This window comes from Chelatococcus asaccharovorans (genome assembly GCF_003201475.1).
Lineage (GTDB): Bacteria > Pseudomonadota > Alphaproteobacteria > Rhizobiales > Beijerinckiaceae > Chelatococcus > Chelatococcus asaccharovorans.
In genome coordinates this window covers 784,084-802,562 of the sequence record NZ_QJJK01000001.1, presented here as the reverse complement: position 1 = coordinate 802,562, position 18,479 = coordinate 784,084, and the positions used below count along the sequence as shown (strand labels likewise).

Annotated in this window: 17 protein-coding genes; 9 read left to right on the top strand and 8 right to left on the bottom strand. The window is 63.6% G+C overall.

Going from position 1 to position 18,479, the window contains the following annotated elements; translation table 11 throughout:
* Positions 1–9: 9 nt before the first annotated feature.
* Positions 10–399, top strand: a complete 390-nt coding sequence (locus C7450_RS03795) for a Zn-ribbon domain-containing OB-fold protein (protein WP_110373013.1) — start codon at positions 10–12, stop codon at positions 397–399.
* Between the two features lie 56 nt (positions 400–455).
* Here C7450_RS03795 and C7450_RS03790 read toward each other — a convergent pair whose 3' ends face one another.
* From C7450_RS03790 to C7450_RS03770, 5 genes are all read right to left on the bottom strand, one after another.
* Positions 456–1,340, bottom strand: a complete 885-nt coding sequence (locus tag C7450_RS03790) for an amidohydrolase family protein (RefSeq protein ID WP_170147028.1) — start codon at positions 1,338–1,340, stop codon at positions 456–458.
* 38 nt (positions 1,341–1,378) lie between these two features.
* Positions 1,379–2,302, bottom strand: coding sequence for a PhnD/SsuA/transferrin family substrate-binding protein (locus tag C7450_RS03785; RefSeq protein WP_110373011.1), 924 nt, complete (start codon positions 2,300–2,302; stop codon positions 1,379–1,381).
* Positions 2,299–3,474, bottom strand: a complete 1,176-nt coding sequence (locus tag C7450_RS03780; protein ID WP_170147027.1) for a CaiB/BaiF CoA transferase family protein — start codon at positions 3,472–3,474, stop codon at positions 2,299–2,301. The genes C7450_RS03785 and C7450_RS03780 overlap by 4 nt, the downstream gene beginning before the upstream one ends.
* A 5-nt stretch (positions 3,475–3,479) precedes the next feature.
* Positions 3,480–4,487, bottom strand: coding sequence for a CoA transferase (locus C7450_RS03775; RefSeq protein ID WP_170147026.1), 1,008 nt, complete (start codon positions 4,485–4,487; stop codon positions 3,480–3,482).
* A gap of 238 nt (positions 4,488–4,725) precedes the next feature.
* Entirely contained in the window at positions 4,726–5,634 is a 909-nt protein-coding gene (locus tag C7450_RS03770) for a LysR substrate-binding domain-containing protein (protein WP_110373008.1), read from the bottom strand.
* Positions 5,635–5,736: 102 nt separating this feature from the next.
* Here C7450_RS03770 and C7450_RS03765 point away from each other — a divergent pair, with 102 nt between their 5' ends.
* The 8 genes from C7450_RS03765 (at position 5,737) to C7450_RS03730 (ending at position 13,948) form a co-directional block, all read left to right on the top strand.
* Positions 5,737–6,351 carry a glutathione S-transferase N-terminal domain-containing protein gene (locus tag C7450_RS03765; RefSeq protein WP_110373007.1) on the top strand — a complete coding sequence of 205 codons (615 nt, stop codon included), beginning with the start codon at positions 5,737–5,739 and terminating at the stop codon, positions 6,349–6,351.
* On the top strand, positions 6,351–7,193 hold the full coding sequence (locus tag C7450_RS03760; protein ID WP_110373006.1) for an alpha/beta fold hydrolase: 843 nt from the start codon (positions 6,351–6,353) through the stop codon (positions 7,191–7,193). The genes C7450_RS03765 and C7450_RS03760 overlap by 1 nt, the downstream gene beginning before the upstream one ends.
* Positions 7,194–7,282: 89 nt before the next feature.
* A complete protein-coding gene (locus C7450_RS03755) occupies positions 7,283–8,062 on the top strand; it encodes an enoyl-CoA hydratase/isomerase family protein (RefSeq protein ID WP_110373005.1) in 780 nt (259 codons plus the stop codon).
* Between the two features lie 226 nt (positions 8,063–8,288).
* Positions 8,289–9,329, top strand: coding sequence for an ABC transporter substrate-binding protein (locus C7450_RS03750; RefSeq protein ID WP_110373004.1), 1,041 nt, complete (start codon positions 8,289–8,291; stop codon positions 9,327–9,329).
* On the top strand, positions 9,326–11,056 hold the full coding sequence (locus C7450_RS03745; RefSeq protein ID WP_110373003.1) for an ABC transporter permease: 1,731 nt from the start codon (positions 9,326–9,328) through the stop codon (positions 11,054–11,056). Before C7450_RS03750 ends, C7450_RS03745 begins: the two co-directional genes overlap by 4 nt.
* 6 nt (positions 11,057–11,062) lie before the next feature.
* The gene (locus C7450_RS03740; protein ID WP_110373002.1) at positions 11,063–12,232 is read left to right on the top strand and encodes an ABC transporter ATP-binding protein; all 1,170 of its coding nucleotides are present in this window, start codon (positions 11,063–11,065) and stop codon (positions 12,230–12,232) included.
* A complete protein-coding gene (locus C7450_RS03735; protein ID WP_210206351.1) occupies positions 12,229–13,101 on the top strand; it encodes an isocitrate lyase/PEP mutase family protein in 873 nt (290 codons plus the stop codon). The genes C7450_RS03740 and C7450_RS03735 overlap by 4 nt, the downstream gene beginning before the upstream one ends.
* A 13-nt stretch (positions 13,102–13,114) precedes the next feature.
* A complete protein-coding gene (locus C7450_RS03730) occupies positions 13,115–13,948 on the top strand; it encodes a fumarylacetoacetate hydrolase family protein (protein ID WP_110373001.1) in 834 nt (277 codons plus the stop codon).
* Between the two features lie 77 nt (positions 13,949–14,025).
* Here the strand turns inward: C7450_RS03730 and C7450_RS03725 are convergent, their stop codons facing one another.
* The 3 genes from C7450_RS03725 to C7450_RS03715 form a co-directional block, all read right to left on the bottom strand.
* Positions 14,026–15,459, bottom strand: a complete 1,434-nt coding sequence (locus tag C7450_RS03725) for an NAD-dependent succinate-semialdehyde dehydrogenase (RefSeq protein WP_110373000.1) — start codon at positions 15,457–15,459, stop codon at positions 14,026–14,028.
* A gap of 75 nt (positions 15,460–15,534) precedes the next feature.
* On the bottom strand, positions 15,535–17,076 hold the full coding sequence (locus C7450_RS03720; RefSeq protein ID WP_110372999.1) for an acetolactate synthase large subunit: 1,542 nt from the start codon (positions 17,074–17,076) through the stop codon (positions 15,535–15,537).
* Positions 17,077–17,664: 588 nt separating this feature from the next.
* Complete coding sequence (locus C7450_RS03715) at positions 17,665–18,447, bottom strand: cyclase family protein (RefSeq protein WP_210206350.1); 783 nt, start codon at positions 18,445–18,447, stop codon at positions 17,665–17,667.
* Positions 18,448–18,479 lie beyond the last annotated feature (32 nt).

Sequence of the window (18,479 nt, the reverse complement as noted above, 5' to 3'; positions counted from 1 at the left end):
AGGATCGCCATGGGACATTCAAGCCGCGTCCTCGGTCATTACGACAAGCCGATGTGGGACAGCATCGCACGCAAGGAATGGGCTCTGCAGTATTGCCCGGAGAGCGCGCGTTTTCGCTATCCCCCGTCGCCGATTTGCCCTGACAGCCTCTCGATGAACTACGAATGGCGCCCGATCAAGGGGACCGGGGAGATCCTGTCCTGGGCCATCTTCCATCGCAAATACTTCGACGATTTTCCGCCGCCCTACAACACGATTGCGGTTCGTCTCGACGAAGGGCCGATCGTCGTATCCAATCTGGTCGGACCGGAGCCGGAAGGTGACTGGATCGGACGCCGCGTGCAGGTGGTCTATGCAGAGCATGACGGCGTGACGATACCGAAGATGAAGCTGGTCTGATCCAAGTAGCAAAAGGCCGGCCGATCGATGGCCGGCCTTTTTTTCTTCAGACGGGCCTAGCGCCTGTAGAATGCGTTCGGATTATCGACAAACATCTTCTGGCGGAGACTGTCATCGCCGGTCCAGCTGTCGAGGAGGTCGACCATGTGGCCGACATCCGGCGGGGCTGCGTCGAGGCTGAGATAGGGCCAATCGCTGCCGAAGAGCAGGCGGTCGGGCACCTGGCGCAACAGCGCTTCGAAGAAAGGTCGCGCTTCGGGATAGTCCGGTGCCGTCTTGGATATGCGCACCGGCGTCGTCTTCACCCAGTAGTCGCCGGTCGAAACCCACGCGAGAAAGGTCTGGAAGACGCGGTCGTCCACGCCTTTGGCCGCCTCGACATAGCCGAGATGGTCGAAGACGAGGGGCAGATTGTAGCTGTCGAGCGCTTGCCGCTCGTTCATGATGAAATCGCAGCGCCCCCAGATCTGGGCATGCCATCCCATCTCCTTCAGGCGGGGCGCCAGACGCGCGAGATCATCGAAATAGAGGGTGCCGAATGAGCGCCCGCTGTGCCCGCCATTCTCCGTGAAGCGAATGGCGCGGAATCCCTGGTCGTGAAGGCGGCTGAACTCTGCGTCATCCGCATCCGGCGCAACCACCGCCACGCCGACGAGCGTGTCGGGCCGGCGCGCCAGCGCATCGGCGACATTGCTCATGTCGAAACCCTTGGCCGATGCATGCACGATGACGCCATTGGCGAAACCAACGGTATCGAGCATGGCCAGATAGTCTTCGACCGGCGCAAGTGGCGGTTCATACCGGCGCTCGTCGCTCACGGGGAAGCGGTCAAACGGGCCAAAGACATGGGCGTGGCAGTCCCACGCGCCTTTCGGAAGCGGCTTTCGTGGCGGCGAAACAGGCCGCTTTGGGCCGGGCACCGGTTGCGGTCTCACGTTCATTGCTTTCTCCCGCCGCATAGTGTTCTTAAGAAAAATCCTCAGCGCGCCATGGCATTCGCCGGCTGAAACAGGTCATCGACGTCTGGCCGATGGCTGATCAGCCTCTGGTCATGCAGATAGTCAATCAGCGTTTCGATCGCAGCGCGGTTCTCCGGCGTCAGTCCGTACGGCATGGGATCGCCGCCGAACAGGGCCATGGTGCTGTTCCAACGCGCCTCACCCCAAGGCAGGAAGGTGCTGCCGAGCTTGCGCTGCAGGGCGCTGCGCTTGGCCTGCTCGAACAGACCGACGATGGCATCCGCGGCCTGGGGATCCTTTGCGGCGGCCGCGCGCGAGAGGATGACGACATGGAGAAGTGGAAATCGGCCTGTCTGCCGATAGTAGTCTGCCTCGGCGCCCTGGGGATCCGGCAGGAGAGGACGCAGGGCACGCTCGGGCAGCGGCTTCTTCTGGTCGCGAACGCGCACGGAGAAGAAGAGATCGATATCGCCGCCGACGAGGAGATCCTCGAGATCGCCGTCGGCTGCGACGACATCCGCCTCGGGCGGCGGCGGGAAGCGGCGGTTGGGGCCGACAACCCAGGTATTGGCGCGCCAGTCGATGCCATGGTGGGCCTTGAGATGGCCGCGGAACCACACGGAGGTCGTCGAGCTGTAGTCGCGCAGGCCGATGCGTCGGCCCGACAAATCGTCCAGGCTGCAAAGGGGCGAATCGTGGCGAACCCACAGGCAGGAATGGAAAAACGAGCGGGCCGGGAAAATGGGCAGTGCCGTGACGTCGAGCATGCCGCGGGTGCGCAGAATGATATAGCCTGCGAGCGTGAATTCAGCGGCGTCGAAAGGCTCGCCTTTCAGTATCGTCTGGATGACCGGCCCGAGTTCTGCCGGCTGGTAGCGGATTGGCGCATCCTCTGTCCTCGGAATGGCCAAGGTGTGCTCGTAGTCGCGTCCCGTGATGATCATTGCGCGGCCACCACTTCGACGCCGATCGTGCCGGTCGCCGGCGCATCCTGATCGTAGCTCGCCACCGCGGCGCTTGCAATCAGGGCATCGATGTCCGCCTGGCTGTAGCCGCCCACGCGATGAAGGACCTCACGCGTATCGGCGCCGCAATGCGCGGCCGGGCGGCTCGGCGTCATCGGGCGCGCATCGTCCGTGAACAGGAAGCCCTTCACCATATCCGAATCCTTCCCTTGCTGGAGCGCCCGCGTCCAGGCGACGCCGCGCTGGGCGAGCACACCGCGACCGTCGAGCACCTGCGCAGCATCTATCCCGTGGGCCTTAAGGTCGGCGGCCGCCTCCGGCGCCGTCCGCCCGGCAACCCAGGCCGCGAGGGCAGGCGCTGCGTCATCGCCGGCCAGTCCTTTCAGCGCGCCGAGTTGCTCTGCGCGTATGGTGACGGCCACCCATTGTCCGTCATCCGCCCGGTAGCAATCCTGCACGGGAATGCCGGGCTGGGCATTTCCCCGTCGTGCCGGTGTGGCTGCGGCCAGAAAAGCTTCGCCGCATAAGAAACTGGTCAACTCGCGTTGTGACATGTCTAGATGCACGCCACCGGCCCCATTGCCGCGCGCATGCCAGGCTGTCGCGATCATGCCGGCTGCGAACATCGCCACCACCTGGTCGGGGTAGTTGAGCGCGATGCCGGAGACCACGGGCGCGCCGCCCTCGTATCCGGTGAGAGCGGCAAGGCCTGCCATGGCTTCGAGCGTCGAGCCGAAGGAGACGTAGCGGGCGTCCGGTCCGTATTCGCCCTGGCTCGAAATGGATGCGAGAATGATATTCGGATTGGCGCGCTTCAGAGTGGCGAAATCGAGCCCGAGACGCTCCATGACGCCGCGGCTGAAGTTCTCGACCACGACATCGCTACGGGCGACGAGGCGCAGAAAGACGTCACGGCCTTTCGGATGTTTTAAGTCGATCCCGGCGTTCAGCTTGCCGCGGTTGGTCATGCGGAAGAACGGCGGCAGATCGGGGTGCTCGCCGGGAAATGTTTCGCCTGACCAGATCCGGAATGGATCTTTGTAGGAAGGACTTTCGATCTTAATGACCTCGGCGCCGAGGTCGGCGAGAACTGCCGAAGTCGCCGCGCCGGCGGTGATGATGCCAAGATCGAGGACGCGGCACTGGTCCATCGGTATCATCCGGAAATAGTCCTGTTGTCCTGTGCCGCATGCGCAAATCCGCCGGGTGGAAAGGCTCTGCCGTTCCAGAGCACGGGCAGGCTCGGCATGGCGAGAACCTGTCCGTCGACGGTGACCGGCTGGAAGTACCCGCGTTCGATCATATGAGGATCGCGCTTCAATTCCTCCGGCGTCCACACGGGGCCGAGTGGCAGCTTATGGCTGAGTGCCATCGTACGGATCTCGGCTCTCGTCTTGCCGGCAAAGATATCCGCGAGGATTGCGTTGAGCTCCGCGCGATTCTGGCTTCGGCGTGCGACGGTCTCGAACCGCGGGTCCGCGAGCCGTGCGTCGCCGGTCGCCACCTTGAGCGATGTCCATTCCTGGATCCGATAGACGAGCGCGACATATCCATCGCGACAAGGCACGATCGTCCATTCGGCCTTGGCGCCCGGGCGCATCGGCGATTGGCCGGTTCGGGCAGCGGTGCTCAGGGCTTTCCAGTTCAGCCAGACCCCGACATCGAGCAGGTCGACATGGACCGGGCCGGCAGGCCGCCCGGCGTCGCGCTGGGTGAGCGCCGCAACCAGCCCGAGATAAGCCGACAGCCCGGCGGAATAGGCGAGCTGGTGCCCGGCAAGGCGCAGGGGCGCGCGGTCAGGGTCGCCGATAAGGTCCAGCAGACCGCAGCGCGCCTCCGCCGTCAGTTCGCTGCCCCGCAGCGGCTCATCCAGCGACATGCCGATGAGGACAGCGATCGTCTGCGGGCCGAGCGACAGGTGGGCATGCGTGCCGCTGTCGCAGATGAGCGCATCGGCGCCGGCGCCGTGTATCGCGACGTGCCTGAGAAAATCCTCGGCAGTCGTCGCGATGAGCCGCTTGCCGTGATGCAGGAACACCCCGGTCTCTGACTTTCCGGAGGGTGCGAGGCGAATGACCGTTGCGCCGAGGTCGGCCGCCATGCGCCCGCACAGTCCGGCGGCGTGGCCGAGCGCATCGGGCGCGTCGGGCCCTATCGCTTCCACAACGACAACCCGGGATAGAGGTCCGCCGCGCGAGGTCACAGGCATAACCTCGCGGCTGCTGGCGTGTCGTGCCGCATGATGTCCATCCTCGCTGGCTGCGGTCGAACCGGGCATGCGGGACCGCAGATGTTTGCTCACGATGGCTGGAAGGCTGGGCGACGGTCAAACGAGGATATCGCGGCTTCGGTTGAAGTGCGCTCAAGGTCGAGGACGATGATTTCTCAATAACCAGCGTGTCTCACGGGGCCTTCGCCGCGGCCGCGACGATCCAGTCGCGGAATTCCTTCACCTGGGGCATCTGGGCGGCGGCCTGGGAGTAGATGAGATAGAACGATAGTCCTGTCGGGTGGATGAGCGGATGGGCGATGACGAGCCTGCCTGCATCAAGGTCCTCCTGCACGAGGCGTTTCATGGCCATGGCCACACCAATACCTTGAATGGCAGCCTGGTAGGCCAGGCTCGAACTCTCGAAACGCATGCCGACCTGCGGGTCAATTGCAACTCCCGACGTATCGACCCACGTGCCCCAGTCATTGGGTCGTGCCGAAGAAATGAGACGGGTCACACGCTCCCATAGGCCAGGGTCGCGACCGAGGGTGCCCTCTGCCATCAATCTCGGACTGCAGACGGGAACAAGCTCAATGTCCATGAGCGGATGGGCGATGAGACCCGGTGCGGCGGCCGCGACGATCTCGGGCGTGCGGATCTGGATGGCGACGTCTGTCGGCAGGTTGCTGAGATCCGCCGCGCCGGGCAGGCCGGTGGAAATACGGATCTCCCGCCGCGGATGGCGTGCGTGAAAGTCCACCAGCTTCGGCATCAGCCAGCGCATCGTGAAGGTGATGGCCGTGTGGATGTGCAGATAGTTCTGCTTGCGCGAATCAACCAGACGGCGCGTGGCCCTTTCCATCTGATTGAAGGCGTCGGTCAGTGCCTCCACATAGGCGCGGCTCTCGGGCGTCAGCCGGACTTCGCGATGGTGGCGCTCGAAGAGCGAGAAGCCGAGCGTCTCCTCAAGGCCACGGATCTGCCGGCTGATGGCGCCGGGAGTGACATGGAGCTCTTCTGCAGCACGACTGAAACTCACATAGCGACCCGCGGCTTCAAGTGCTCGCAGCGCATTCAAAGGCGGTAAGCGTGCGGGCATGTCGCTCTCCCTTGATAAAAACTCAATTATGACGTGTTGCAATTCGATTGACAGGAATACAGCTTCGCGTCAACGACAAGATGGTGGGAGGAACCGGCAGATATGAAACTCTACGCCTCGAATCGGTCGCCCTTCGTGCGCAAGGTGCTTGTCTGCGCCCATGAACTCGGGCTCGCGGATCGGATCGAGCTGGTGCCGAAGGTTGTCTCCTTCCTGAATGCGGACGAGGAGGTGGGGCGGCACAACCCGCTCGGCCAGCTCCCGACGCTGATACGCGACGACGGAACGAGCCTCTACGATTCCGGTGTCATTTGTGATTTCCTCAACCAGCAGGTCGCGGGCGCCACGCTGTTTCCCGACCAACCTGCGGCGCGCATCGAGATGGGGCAACGCCAGGCAGCGGCGGATGGGCTGCTTGCGAATTTCATGCGTTGGTATGGCGAACGCAGGCGCGCCGATCATCCGCTCACCCCGCAATACGTCGCCATATGTCGCGGCAAGCTGCAGCGGGTCGGCGATGCCTGGGAGGCCGCTGCGCCGGCATGGCGGGGCCGTCCGCTGGATATCGGTTTCATCGCGATTGGCTGCGCGCTGGCCTATGCTGACTTCCGCTTCGCGGCGGAAAACTGGCGCCAGGGCCGTCCGCAACTGGCCGATTGGTACACGGAACTGAGCAGCCGGCCCTCCTTCCTGGCAACCGAATTCGGAGGGGGCTGATGGGCGCGCGAATCGACTGGCTCGACGTCAATGGCGTTTCCCTGCGCTACGCGCTGGAGGGAGCGGGCGATCAGGCAATCGTGCTGCTCCATGAGATGGGAGGCTCGCTCGAGACCTGGGACAAGGTCGTTCCTCGCCTCGCAGGCTATCGGATCCTGCGTTACGACATGCGCGGGGCAGGCCTGTCGCAGAAGGTGTCGTCTTTGACGCTGGATGATCTCGTTGCCGACCTCGGCGCGGTCCTCGACAGTCTGGACATCAGCGGCCCCGTGATCTTGGCCGGTGTCGCGGTGAGTGCAGCGGTTGCCGCCGCATTTGCGGCGCGCTTCCCGGCACGCGTCGTGTCCCTCGTCCTGATGTCCCTGGCGGCAGGCATCCCGCCCGAGCGGCGTGAGGCAACGGCCGCCTTGGCACGCTCGATCCGCGAAGGCGGGCTGCGGGCCCGCGTTGATGCCCGGCTCGAGGCTACCTTTCCGCGCCGTTTCCGTGACGATGACCGTTGGGTGAGAGACTTCCGCGGCCGCGCGCTGGGCAATGATCCGGCAAGCTACGCCGCCTATTACGACATGCTGCTTTCGCTCGACCTGTCCAAGGACCTGGCGGCCATTCGCTGTCCCACGCTCGTGCTCGCGGGTTCAGACGACGGCACGCGGACGCCGGAAAGGGTCGCGCAGGATGCGTGCGCGATTCCCGATATGAGCTTCCAGACGATATCCTCGGGGCATGTCATGCCGGTGTTGACGCCCGCCCTCGTCGCCGAGGCGATCCTGGCATTCTCCGCGCTGCCTGCGTGCCTTCCGCTTGACCTTTCGTCAAGCAACGGTCCCCGAAAGGTCGTTTGACGCGAACGCCGGTCGAACGCGAGGATCAACCATAGACTTGAAGGTGCCCGTCTGAGTGGCGCCGGTTGCGAAACGCCTGAAGGATCATCGTGGCGCTCAAATTCTCAATCGAAGAGGGCATAGCGACCCTCATCCTGAATCGGCCCGAGGCGCTCAATGCCCTCGATCCGGAGACGCAGCAGGACTTGTTCGATGCGCTGAACCGTGTGCGTATCGATCCGGACGTGCGTGTCGTGATCATCAGTGGCGATGGGCCGAAGGCGTTCTGCGTCGGCGCGGACCTCAAGAAGACGATGCCGCCTGCCGAAAGCCACGCACAACTCACCTTCGGCGGGGGCGCACGGGAGCCACGCTGGGTCGATGCAATCGAGATGGATAAGCCGATCATCTGCGCCATCAACGGCCTGGCCATGGGCGGCGGACTGGAGCTGGCGCTTGCGTGCGATATCCGTATCGCTGTCGAGACGGCAAAGTTTGCGCTTCCGGAGGTCCGTGTCGGATCGATACCCGGCGCCGGCGGCACGCAACGGCTCCCGCGCGCGATCGGTCTGAGCGACGCCATGCTGATGTTGCTCGCCGCCGAGACGATTGACGCCCGTGAGGCGCTGCGCGTCGGTCTGATCAGCAGGATTGTCGGCGCGGATGAATTGATGGGCGAGGCACGGGCGATCGCGCTGAAGATCGCGGCCAACGCGCCATTGGCGGTCAGCGCCGTCAAGGGACTGGTGCGTCGCGGTCTCAACATACCGCTCGCCGAGGCCATCACCGAAGAGCGCATGACCTGGGGCCTGCTCCGCGATACGAAGGACCGCATCGAGGGACGTGTCGCGTTCCAGGAGAAGAGAAAACCGCACTATCGCGGGCACTAGTGGTTCTGCTCCGACATTTGCATCCACCTGATACGAGCCTTGGAGCCAATGTCGGAGTCACGAGAACCACTAGCAAGTTAATGGTTCTAGTGGAGCTTTTGAATTTGACATTTGATCTGGAGCCTCATGTCAGGCGGGACGCAAATGTCAAATTCGCTCCACTAGCTGCACCGGTGGTTCCCGCGGAACGCACAGACGCCGAAGGCGCAGGATTTGGGAGGAACGGATGAGTATTGCACGCAATTGTCTCATGGGACTGGTCCTGGCGGCTGCCGGATTGTTCGGCGGATTGGATCGCGCCAAGGCATCCGATCCGGCGCTGATCGAGGCCGCGAAGAAGGAAGGCCAGGTCATCTGGTACACATCCTTCGTGGAAAATCAGCTCGCACGTCCGCTCGCTGCCGCCTTTGAGAAAAAGTATCCGGGCATCAAGGTCCAGATCGTTCCCGGGACCGCCACAGATCTTCTTCTGAAGCTGCTCGGCGAGGCGCGGGCCGGCGGTGTTCGCGGCGATGTCCATCACGGCGGATCGTCGCTATGGCCGCTTTTGAAGGCGGATGCGATCGAAAAGTACATTCCAGATGCGGCCAAGGATTATCCGGATAACCTGAAGGACAAGGACGGTCTCTGGACCGCCGACGCACTTTATTTCCTCGTTGCGGCGGTCAATACCGACATGGTGTCGCCGGGTGACGAGCCGAAGACCTATGACGATCTCCTGGATCCGAAATGGAAGGGCAGGATCGCCTGGACCAACCAGATGACCCAGGGCGGCGCTGCCGGCTTTATCGGGACCATCCTCACCGCGATGGGCGAAGAGAAGGGGATGGCGTATCTGCGCAAGCTCGCGGACCAGAAGCTCATCAACGTGCCATCGAACCAGCGCGTGGTGCTGGACCAGGTGATCGCTGGCGAATATCCCATCGCCATAGCAACGTTCAACAATCACTCCGTGCTCAGCGCGGCCAAGGGCGCCCCGGTCAAATGGCTCAAGCTTGAGCCGGTGACGAATACCCTCGATACGGTGATGTTGCTGAAGGGCCCGCACCGCAACGCCGGCAAACTCTTCATAGACTACAGCCTTTCCGAGGAAGGCCAGAAGGTCGTCCGCGAGGCCGGCTATATCCCGGCCAACCCGAAGGTCGCCGCCAAGGTCCCGGAGTTGAAGCCGCAAGAGGGCAAGTTCAAGGTGCAAGTCTTGACGCCAAACATGGTCGAGGAGGGCCTTCCGAAATGGGTTGCGGTCTATAACGAGCTCTTCAAATGACGGTCCTCGACGCAACACGAAGCCTGCCGGTCTATAGGAAGTCGGCCCGCGAACGGTTGGCCGAGTATGCGCCTGCGATCATCGTCACGATCATTCTGGCGGTGATCGTCATTCCACCGGTCATCGTGCTGCTCCGGACAAGCCTGCGTGGCAATGACGACGGCGTCTTCACGCTGTCCCACTACGCGTCGTTGTTCAGTGATCCCCGCCTCTATGTGAGTGCCTGGAACTCGGTGAGTTTTTCGGTGCTGGCGATGCTGCTGTCGCTCGTCAATGGCGGGCTCGTCGCGTGGCTGGTGGAGCGCACGAATGTGCGCTTCAAGTCGCTCGCCTATATCTCGGCGATCATTTCGCTCGGCACGCCCTACATCATCTATGTCAGCGCCTGGCTCTATATCCTGGGCCGGGCTGGACCGGTCAATGGCCTTTATCGCGCGCTGGTCGATCCGACAGGAACATTGTTCAACGTCTATTCCATTACCGGTATGGTGCTGATCGAGGGGTTCCTCTGGTCGCCTCTCGTCTTCCTGCTTCTGTCGGCGACGTTCCGCCGTTCGAATGCCGATATGGAAGAGGCCGCGCGCATCGCGGGTGCCTCCGTCTTTGCGACGGTCACGCGGATTTCCCTGCGCCTGGCGATGCCGGCGGTTCTCGGCCTCGGGCTTTTCGTTTTCATCCGCAATCTCGAAGCCTTCGATGTTCCGGTATTGATCGGTACACCGTCAAAGATCAGCCTGTTGACGACCGATATTTATCTGTCGATGACCCAGGTTCCGCCGCAGCTCGGCCACGCCAGTGCGTTCTCCATCGTGCTGATGTTCGTGGTCGCCGTCCTGCTTTATTACTACGGCAAGATCTCCAAGCACGCGGAACGCTTCGCATCGATCACCGGCAAAGGTTACCGCCCGCGTCCCTTCGATCTGGGCCGCAGCAAGTGGCTCGGTTCCGCGCTCATTCTGTTCAACGCGATGCTCGTGCTGGTCCTGCCGCTGGCAGCGATCCTCTACAATTCGCTGACGCCTTTCGCGCGCCCTGTGAATTGGACCGGCCTCACCAACCTGACGTTCGACCACTACCGCGCCGTGTTCGCCCAGTCATATTATCTGGAGCTCGCCCTCAATACGGTCATCGTCGCAGCGGCATCCGCCACGGCCGCGATCCTGATCACATCCATCGCCGCCTGGATGAATGTCCGGCGTTGGCCAGGCAGTGCCTTGCTCGATCAGCTGACGAGTGTGCCGCTCGTTTTCCCGGGCATCGTTCTGGGTGTCGCGATGATCGAGATGGCGCTGAACTTCCCGCTGCCGGTTTATGGCACGCTCTGGGTGATCGGCTTCGCCTTTGTGATTCGCTATCTGCCCTACGGCATGCGCTACTCGCACGCCGGCATCATTCAGATCCATCGTGAACTGGAGGATGCCGCGGGCATTTCCGGGGCAAGCCGTCCGACGATCCTGCGGCGCATCCTCGTGCCCCTGATTTCACCATCGCTGATCGCCGGCTGGCTCTTCATCTTTCTCATCGCCGCCAAGGAATTGTCGATTGCGGTGCTGCTGGCCGGCTACAATGCCAAGACCATCTCCGTGGCCATGTTCGACCAGTGGGTCAACGGCGCGGGTGGTGAGGTCGCTGCGATGGGCGTGATCTGGACATCAGTCATGACGATCTTTACCGCGACCCTCTACATGATCACCCGTCGGCGAACCGACCTCATTTCCGGAAAGTGAAGGCCGATGAACAACCAACATAGCGCTCTCACCGTCAGCGGCTTGTCGAAAATCTACTATGGCACGACAGGCGGCGTGCAGAAGGCCGAATTCGCGCTGGAAAACGGGACGTTCTTCACGCTGCTCGGGCCCTCCGGATGCGGCAAGACAACCACCCTGCGCTGCATTGCGGGACTAGAGACACCCAACACGGGAGCCATCCGGCTCGGCCAAACCACGTTCTTCGATTCCGCGACAGGGGAGCATATCCCGCTCAATCGGCGCAATATCGGGATGGTCTTCCAGTCCTATGCGATCTGGCCGCATCTCACGGTGTTCGAGAACGTGGCGTTTCCGCTGCGTGTCGGCCGCGAGAAATATACGGCGGCGCAGGTCAGGGAGATGGTGGAGCGCGCCCTGTCGTCGGTCGACCTGACGGGCTTCGAGGATCGCTCCGCAACGCAGCTTTCGGGTGGCCAGCAACAACGTGTCGCGCTTGCGCGCGCGATCGTGAAGAAGCCAAGCTTGCTGCTGCTCGACGAGCCCTTGTCCAATCTCGATGCGCTTCTGCGGGATGAGATGCGGGCTGAGCTCAAGGCGCTGCAAGGTCGGCTGGGCGTCACGACCATCTACGTCACCCATGACCAGGCCGAAGCGCTTGAGATGTCCGATCTGATTGCGGTGATGAACAAGGGACTCATCGTGCAGATGGGCACGCCACAGGACATTTACTTCCGCCCCGCCAACGGATTCGTTGCGAGCTTCATGGGGTCCACGAATGTGCTCGCGGCGACCGTGGATGCGGATGTCCCGGAAGGGGCGTTTGGCTCCGTGACACTCGTCGGCGGGCGTAAGATCGCGGCTCGCGCCACCCGAAGCCTGCGTGCGGGGGAGGGCATCGTCGTTTCCATCCGCCCGGAAGACATAGGTCTTGCGGCGGCGGCGAGTGGACGAGCCAGTGTGAATCAGATGCAAGGCACCGTCACGGCGGCCGGCTTCCTCGGCCATCTCATCCGCTACGACATCGACGTCGGCGGCCACATCCTGCATGCGAGTGTCGGCTCCCATGCCGTCTTCGAGCGTGGCGCGACAGTGTCCGTAGAGTTTGCTTTCGACGACGCCTTGGCTCTCGTCGTCGACAAGAATGACAACGCGGCGGATTTTGCCCGCGGCCGTCGCAATCAGGTGGCGGCTTGAGCGGGCCGATCGCGCGCCGGCGCGAGGCTTATCGCGCAATCCTCGCCGGTGCCGGCTGCGTACGGCCCGCCATTATCTACGATCCGTTGTCGGCGCGCATGGCCGAGGACATCGGCTACGAGCTCGGCATGATCCCGGGCTCCGACGTGGCCCTTTCGGTCCTCGGCGCGCCGGATATCGCGCTCGTCACCATGTCGGAGTTCGTGGACCAGGTGCACCGGATGACGCGCGCGACGTCCATGCCTTTGATGGCCGATGGCGATCATGGCTATGGCAACGCCATCAATGTCCGGCGCTTCATCCGCGAGCTCGAGACCGTAGGTCTCTGCGGCGTGACGATCGAGGATACCGAATTACCCGCCGCCTACGGGGGCCAAAAGAGCCGGCTCATCCCGGTCGAGGAAGCCGGCGGCAAGCTCAGGGCGGCCTGTGCAGGGCGCACTGATCCGCGTTTTGTGATCATCGGGCGAACCAATCTTGCCCTTGCCGAGGGTGGGCTCGACGAGACGATTGCGCGTCTGCGCGCCTATGAGGCGGCCGGCGTCGATGCGCTGTTTCTGCAGGGGTTGAAAACACGGCAGCAACTGGAAGCGATCAGCAATGCCGTATCCTTGCCGCTCGTCACGCCGAAGCCTGCTGCTGAGCTGGATGACAGCCAGTACCTCGCCAGCCAGCGAGTCAGGATCGCTTTTCCCAGTGCCAGGAAAGCCATGACCGCTGCGATCGATGCGGCCCATGGTGCGCTTGTCGCCATGCGTGGCGATGGGGCCGCGATTGCCACCGATCATGCAGCCTTGCTGCGACGCCTGACGCGCGCCGACGACTTCGATGCGGCGCGCCGGGACTACCTGACAGATCAAGCTGGTTGAACGGAGGCCAATTGTGAAATTCGCGAGCTATCTGAAGGATGGCCAGCCGACGTTCGGCGTTGTCGTCGGCGACGGGCTGGTGACACTGGGCAACAAGTTGCCACATGTCCCAACGCTCCGCGCGGCGATCGAGACCGGCGCTCTTGCGCAACTGGGCGAGGCAGCGGTCGATGCCCGGCCGGATATCGCACTCGCGGAGGCGGTGTTCCTGCCTGTCATTCCCAACCCCTCGAAGACGCTGTGCGTCGGCGCCAACTACCGCGACCACGCGGCCGAGGCCGGCAAGACCGAGAAGCCCTGGCCCGGCTATTTCATCCGCGTCGATGACACGATCGTGGGCCACGGACAGCCGCTCGAGGCACCTGTCGTCTCCGAGGCGTTCGATTTCGAAGGCGAGCTCGCGCTCGTCATGGGTCGGCCGGCACGGCATATCGCAGAGAGCGAGGCGCTGGCTTACGTCGCGGGCTATACCTGCTTCATGGACGGAAGCGTGCGCGACTACCAGAAACGTTGCATCTCGGCCGGCAAGAACTTCCAGGCGTCCGGCGCCAGCGGTCCCTTTCTCGTCACGGCCGATGAGATTCCGGACCCCGCGCAGCTCACGCTGACGACCTATCTCAATGGGGACCAGGTGCAGCACTCCAGCATCGCCATGATGATCCATTCCGTGCCGAAGACGATCGCCTATCTCTCCACCATCATTCAGTTGCGGCCGGGTGATGTCATTGCCACAGGCACGCCGGCGGGGGTCGGCCACGGCCGCGAGCCGCCACTCTGGATGCGGCGCGGAGACCGGATCACCGTGGAGATCTCCGGCGTCGGCAGGCTCTCAAACCCCGTCGCCTGACGCGCGCTGCAGGAGAGGGAATCCAACGGGATGAGGAAGGGCAGCGCCGATGTGCTGCCCTTTTTCCATTTTCGGCATTATCCCACCGCGTGGGTGACGAATTTGAAGGTCATGTAGCCCTTCAGGGCCTCAAGCCCGCCTTCCGAGCCGTAGCCGGAATCCTTGATGCCGCCGTGCGGCACCTCCGGTAGCGACATGCCGTGGTGATTGATCGACAGCATGCCGGTCTCGATCGCGCTTGAAAGCTTGTGCGCCACCGCAGCCGAGCGGGTGAAGGCATAGGCCGCCAGTCCGTAGGGCAGGCGGTTGGCCTCGGCGATCGCCTCTTCCAGGTCGTTGAACGGCGCAAACAGCGCGACCGGCCCGAACGGCTCCTCGTTCATCAGTCTGGCGTCTCGCGCCAGCCCGGTGACGACCGTGGGCGCAAAGAAGTGGCCCTTGTTGCCGACACGCTGCCCGCCGAGCTCTGCAACGCCCCCATGTTTGAGCCCGTCGGCCAGGAGGCTTTCCATGGCCTCCAGCCGGCGGCCGTGCGCCAGCGGGCCCATGGCGCTGGCCGGGTCGGCTCCGTTCCCGACGCGGATGTCCTTCGCGGTGCCGATGAACATATCGAGAAAGGCATCATAGACCCGGTGCTGGACCAGGAAGCGCGTCGGCGCGATACACACCTGTCCCGCATTGCGAAACTTCGCCATGGCCAGGGTCTTCAGCGCGACGTCCAGATCGGCGTCGTCGCAAACGATGGCGGGCGCGTGGCCCCCCAGTTCCATGGTGCAGCGCTTCATATGGGCGCCAGCCTTCGCGGCCAGCAGTTTGCCGACGGTCGTCGAGCCCGTGAAGGAGATCTTGCGCACGCCCGGGTGGGCGATGAGGTGGTCTGATATCGTGGCGGGATCGCCGAAGAAGAGGCTGACCACCCCTTCGGGGATGCCGGCCTCCGCGAAGGCCGCAACGAAGGCCGCGCAGCAGGCCGGCGTGTCCTCCGGGCCCTTCAGGATGATGGGGCAGCCCGCGGCGAGTGCCGCGGCGATCTTGCGTGCCGCTTGCGCGATTGGGAAATTCCACGGTGAAAAGCCCGCGACGATGCCGATGGGCTCTTCGAGGACCGTCTGCATGACATCGGGCGAGCGGCTTGGGATGACGCGCCCATAGGCACGTCGGCCTTCCTCGGCAAACCACTCGATGATGTCGGCGCTGTTGCGGATTTCCCGCTCGGCTTCTGCCACGGGTTTGCCCTGCTCGGCGGTCATGATCGAAGCGATCGCAGCGGCGCGATCCCGCACGAGACCGGCGGCGCGACGCATGAGGCGGCTGCGCTCCAGCGGGCCGATCGCCCGCCAGCCTGGGAAGGCGCGGGCGGCCGCCTCGACAGCCTCGTCGAGATCGCCCACGCTTGCCACGGCATGTCGGCCGATCTCTTCCTCGGTGGCGGGGTTGTAGACGGGCGCTGTCGCCCCGTCTTCGGCTGGCCGCCAGCGGCCTGCCACGAAGAGTTGTGCATCGGGATTCATGGGGAGCATCTCAATGGTGTGGCCGTGGCCGGGGCCGATGTCCGACGCGTTATCCAGCCTTCAAGCCGTTGGGAGTTAGAGGGCGACTTCGATCAGCGATGGACCGCGCTGCGAAACACCGGCGCGCAAGGCGGCGTTGAATCCCTCCATCGACGTTACGCGTTCGGCCGGTACGCCGAACCCACGCGCGATCCCAGTCCAGTCGATGGCCGGGTTGTCGAACGACAGCATACGGATGGCATTGGTGCCCGGATTGTCGATGCCGACGTTTTTCAGCTCATTGCGCAGGATCGCATAGGCATTGTTCGCATAGACGATGGTGAGAATGTCGAGGTTCTCGCTCGCATGTGTCCAGAGCGATTGCACCGTATAGAGCCCGCTACCGTCGGCCTGCAGCAGGATCACCTTGCGGTCGGGGCAGGCCACTGCGGCGCCCGCGGCAAGCGGCAGACCGATGCCGATGGCGCCGCCCGTCAGCGAGAGATAGTCGTGGGGCGCGGCGGCCCGGGTCGCGGCGAACACGGGGCGTCCCGAGGTCACCGCCTCATCGCAGAGGATGGCATTGTCCGGCATCAGTGCGGCCAGCGACTGTGCGATGCCCTCCAGCGTCAAGGCGCCTTCCGCGGGGGCTATGTCGGCACGGGCGATACGCAGGCTTCCATCGGCCTTGATGCCGAGAGCATCGGCCAGGCGATAGAGAGCATCGGCCATGTCGTCCGCGCCCGTTGCCAATGTCACATAGCGACAGTCTTCAGGGGCAAACAGGCTCGGCTTGCCCGGATGGGCGAAATTGGCGACCGGCGGCTTGGAACCGACCAGAACGATCGTCTTGATGCCGCGCAAGGCCTCCACCGCCGGCCCCGTCATGGTGGGCAGGCGCGGCACGGCAACGCGCCCCGCGCCGCGTTCGATACGCGGATCTCGCCCTTGCGCAGCGATGCGGTTTCCGGTGCCGGCGGCGATCGCTGCCGCCACTTCTGCGGGCGCGGCCCTCAGGGCCTTGCCGCCGAGCAGAACGAGGGCATTGCCGTCGCGGAGTGCGGCAGCCGTATCGCGGATGGCGTCTTCGCCGACGATCGCGGCGGGAGGCGAGGCGGGCACCGTGCCGACGACGCCTCCCTCATTCCACGAGGCGTCGGCCGGCAGGATCAGGGAGGCGATCTGCCCCGGCTCGACCAAAGCCGCGGCGATCGCCTCGGCAGCCTTCGGCCCGACCTCGGCCGCCGTGTCGGCACGGCCCAGCCAGTGCGACATCGGCCGGGCGAGCGCTTCGACGTCCGATTTGAGCGGCGATTCGTACTGGAGGTGGTAGGTCGCATGGTCCCCGATGATGTTGACCATCGGCGTCTGCGCCTTGCGCGCGTTATGGACATTGGCGAGGCTGTTGGTCAGGCCGGTGCCGAGATGGGTGAGCGTGGCGGCGGGCCTGTCAGCCATGCGCGCGTAGCCGTCGGCGGCCCCGGTTGCGCCGCCCTCAAACAGCGACAGGACGCAACGCACCCCGGGGACGCGGTCGAGAGCCGCGACGAAATGCATTTCCGACGTGCCGGGATTGGCGAAGCATACGTCGACGCCTGCTTTCGCGAGGGTGCGCACCAGCGCTTCTGCACCGTTCATCAATCTCAATCCTGTCTATGATGCCGCCAGTCCTCAGCCCTAGTGGAGCGAATTTGACATGTGAGTCCCGCCTGACATGAGGCTCCAGATCACATGTCAAATTCAGAAGCTCCACTAAAACCAATAACTTGCTAGTGGTTCTCGTTGCTCCGACATTGGCTCCGAGGCCCGTATCAGGCGGATGCAAATGTCGACGACGAACCACTCGTGACTGCTGCCAATCCGGCTAAACTGAGCCATGGGCTGCGGGGCGTCAAAAGACCATTCCTCACGAACTGATGAGATCAACGATTGCAATTCGGTCGCTCGAAGCTCTCCTCAGTGAGAAAAGATCAAGCAAATGGTCGATATGGTCCGTTGACGATGCGAGCACGTCGGAGATTGCGGCGGCCTCGCATCCTGGACATCCTCCTTCTGAGCCGGGCCCTGCATGTCAGGGATCCTATCTGCGCCTTGTACGCCGGCTCGGCGTCCGCATATCCGAGTACATCGTCGGCGACGAGACCGACGCCGTCCGCGCCGTCGGGTTCCCGTCGACTTGGACACTATCCGTCGAACCCGGTTCAAGCCGCACCAGCTCAATCCTTCTCACAGGATTGCGACAGCGCGGGTCCACCCTGCCGAAGCTTTCCTGATCTTGACGGGGAAGCAGGCCACGGTGAAGCCGGTTGGCGGCAGGACTTCCAGCTGGTGCAGTTTCTCGAGGTGGCAGTAAAGGCGCTCGCGCCCTGCCTTGTGCCCTTCCCAGACGAGACCGTAGTCGCCGGTTTCGTCGACCTTGTCGCGGGTGAAGTTGAACGGCGCATCCCAGCTCCAGGCATCGGTGCCCGTAATCTTGATGCCCTGCCGGGCCAGAAACAGGGTCGCCTCGCGGCCGACACCGCAGCCCGCGGTGACGTAGTCTTCGCAGGAATAGCGGGATCCGGCGCGGGTGTTGATCAGCACGATATCGAACGGTTGCAGCCTGTGGCCGATCCGGTCGAGTTCAGCGCTGACATCGTCGACCGTCGCGACATAGCCATCCGGGAAATGGCGGAAATCGAGTTTCACGCCGGGCCGGAAGCACCAGTCGAGCGGGATTTCGTCGATAGTCGGGGAGGGCTCGCCGCCCGCGACGAGCTCATGATTGGTCGTGGGGTGAAAATGATAGGGCGCGTCGAGATGCGTTCCGTGATGGGTCGTCACCTCCAAGGTCTCGATCGCCCAGGCTGCGCCGTCCGGCAGATGATGCGCTTCGAGGCTTGGGAAAGACGTCCGCATCCGATCGATGGTCACGTCATGCGCGAGATAGGTGATCTTCGGGCGGGAGAAATCCGGATCGCTCACCACGTCGTTCTCAATGGGTATGGAGAGGTCAACGATACGCGCCATCGGGACAATATCCGCCATTCTGTAAGGTGATC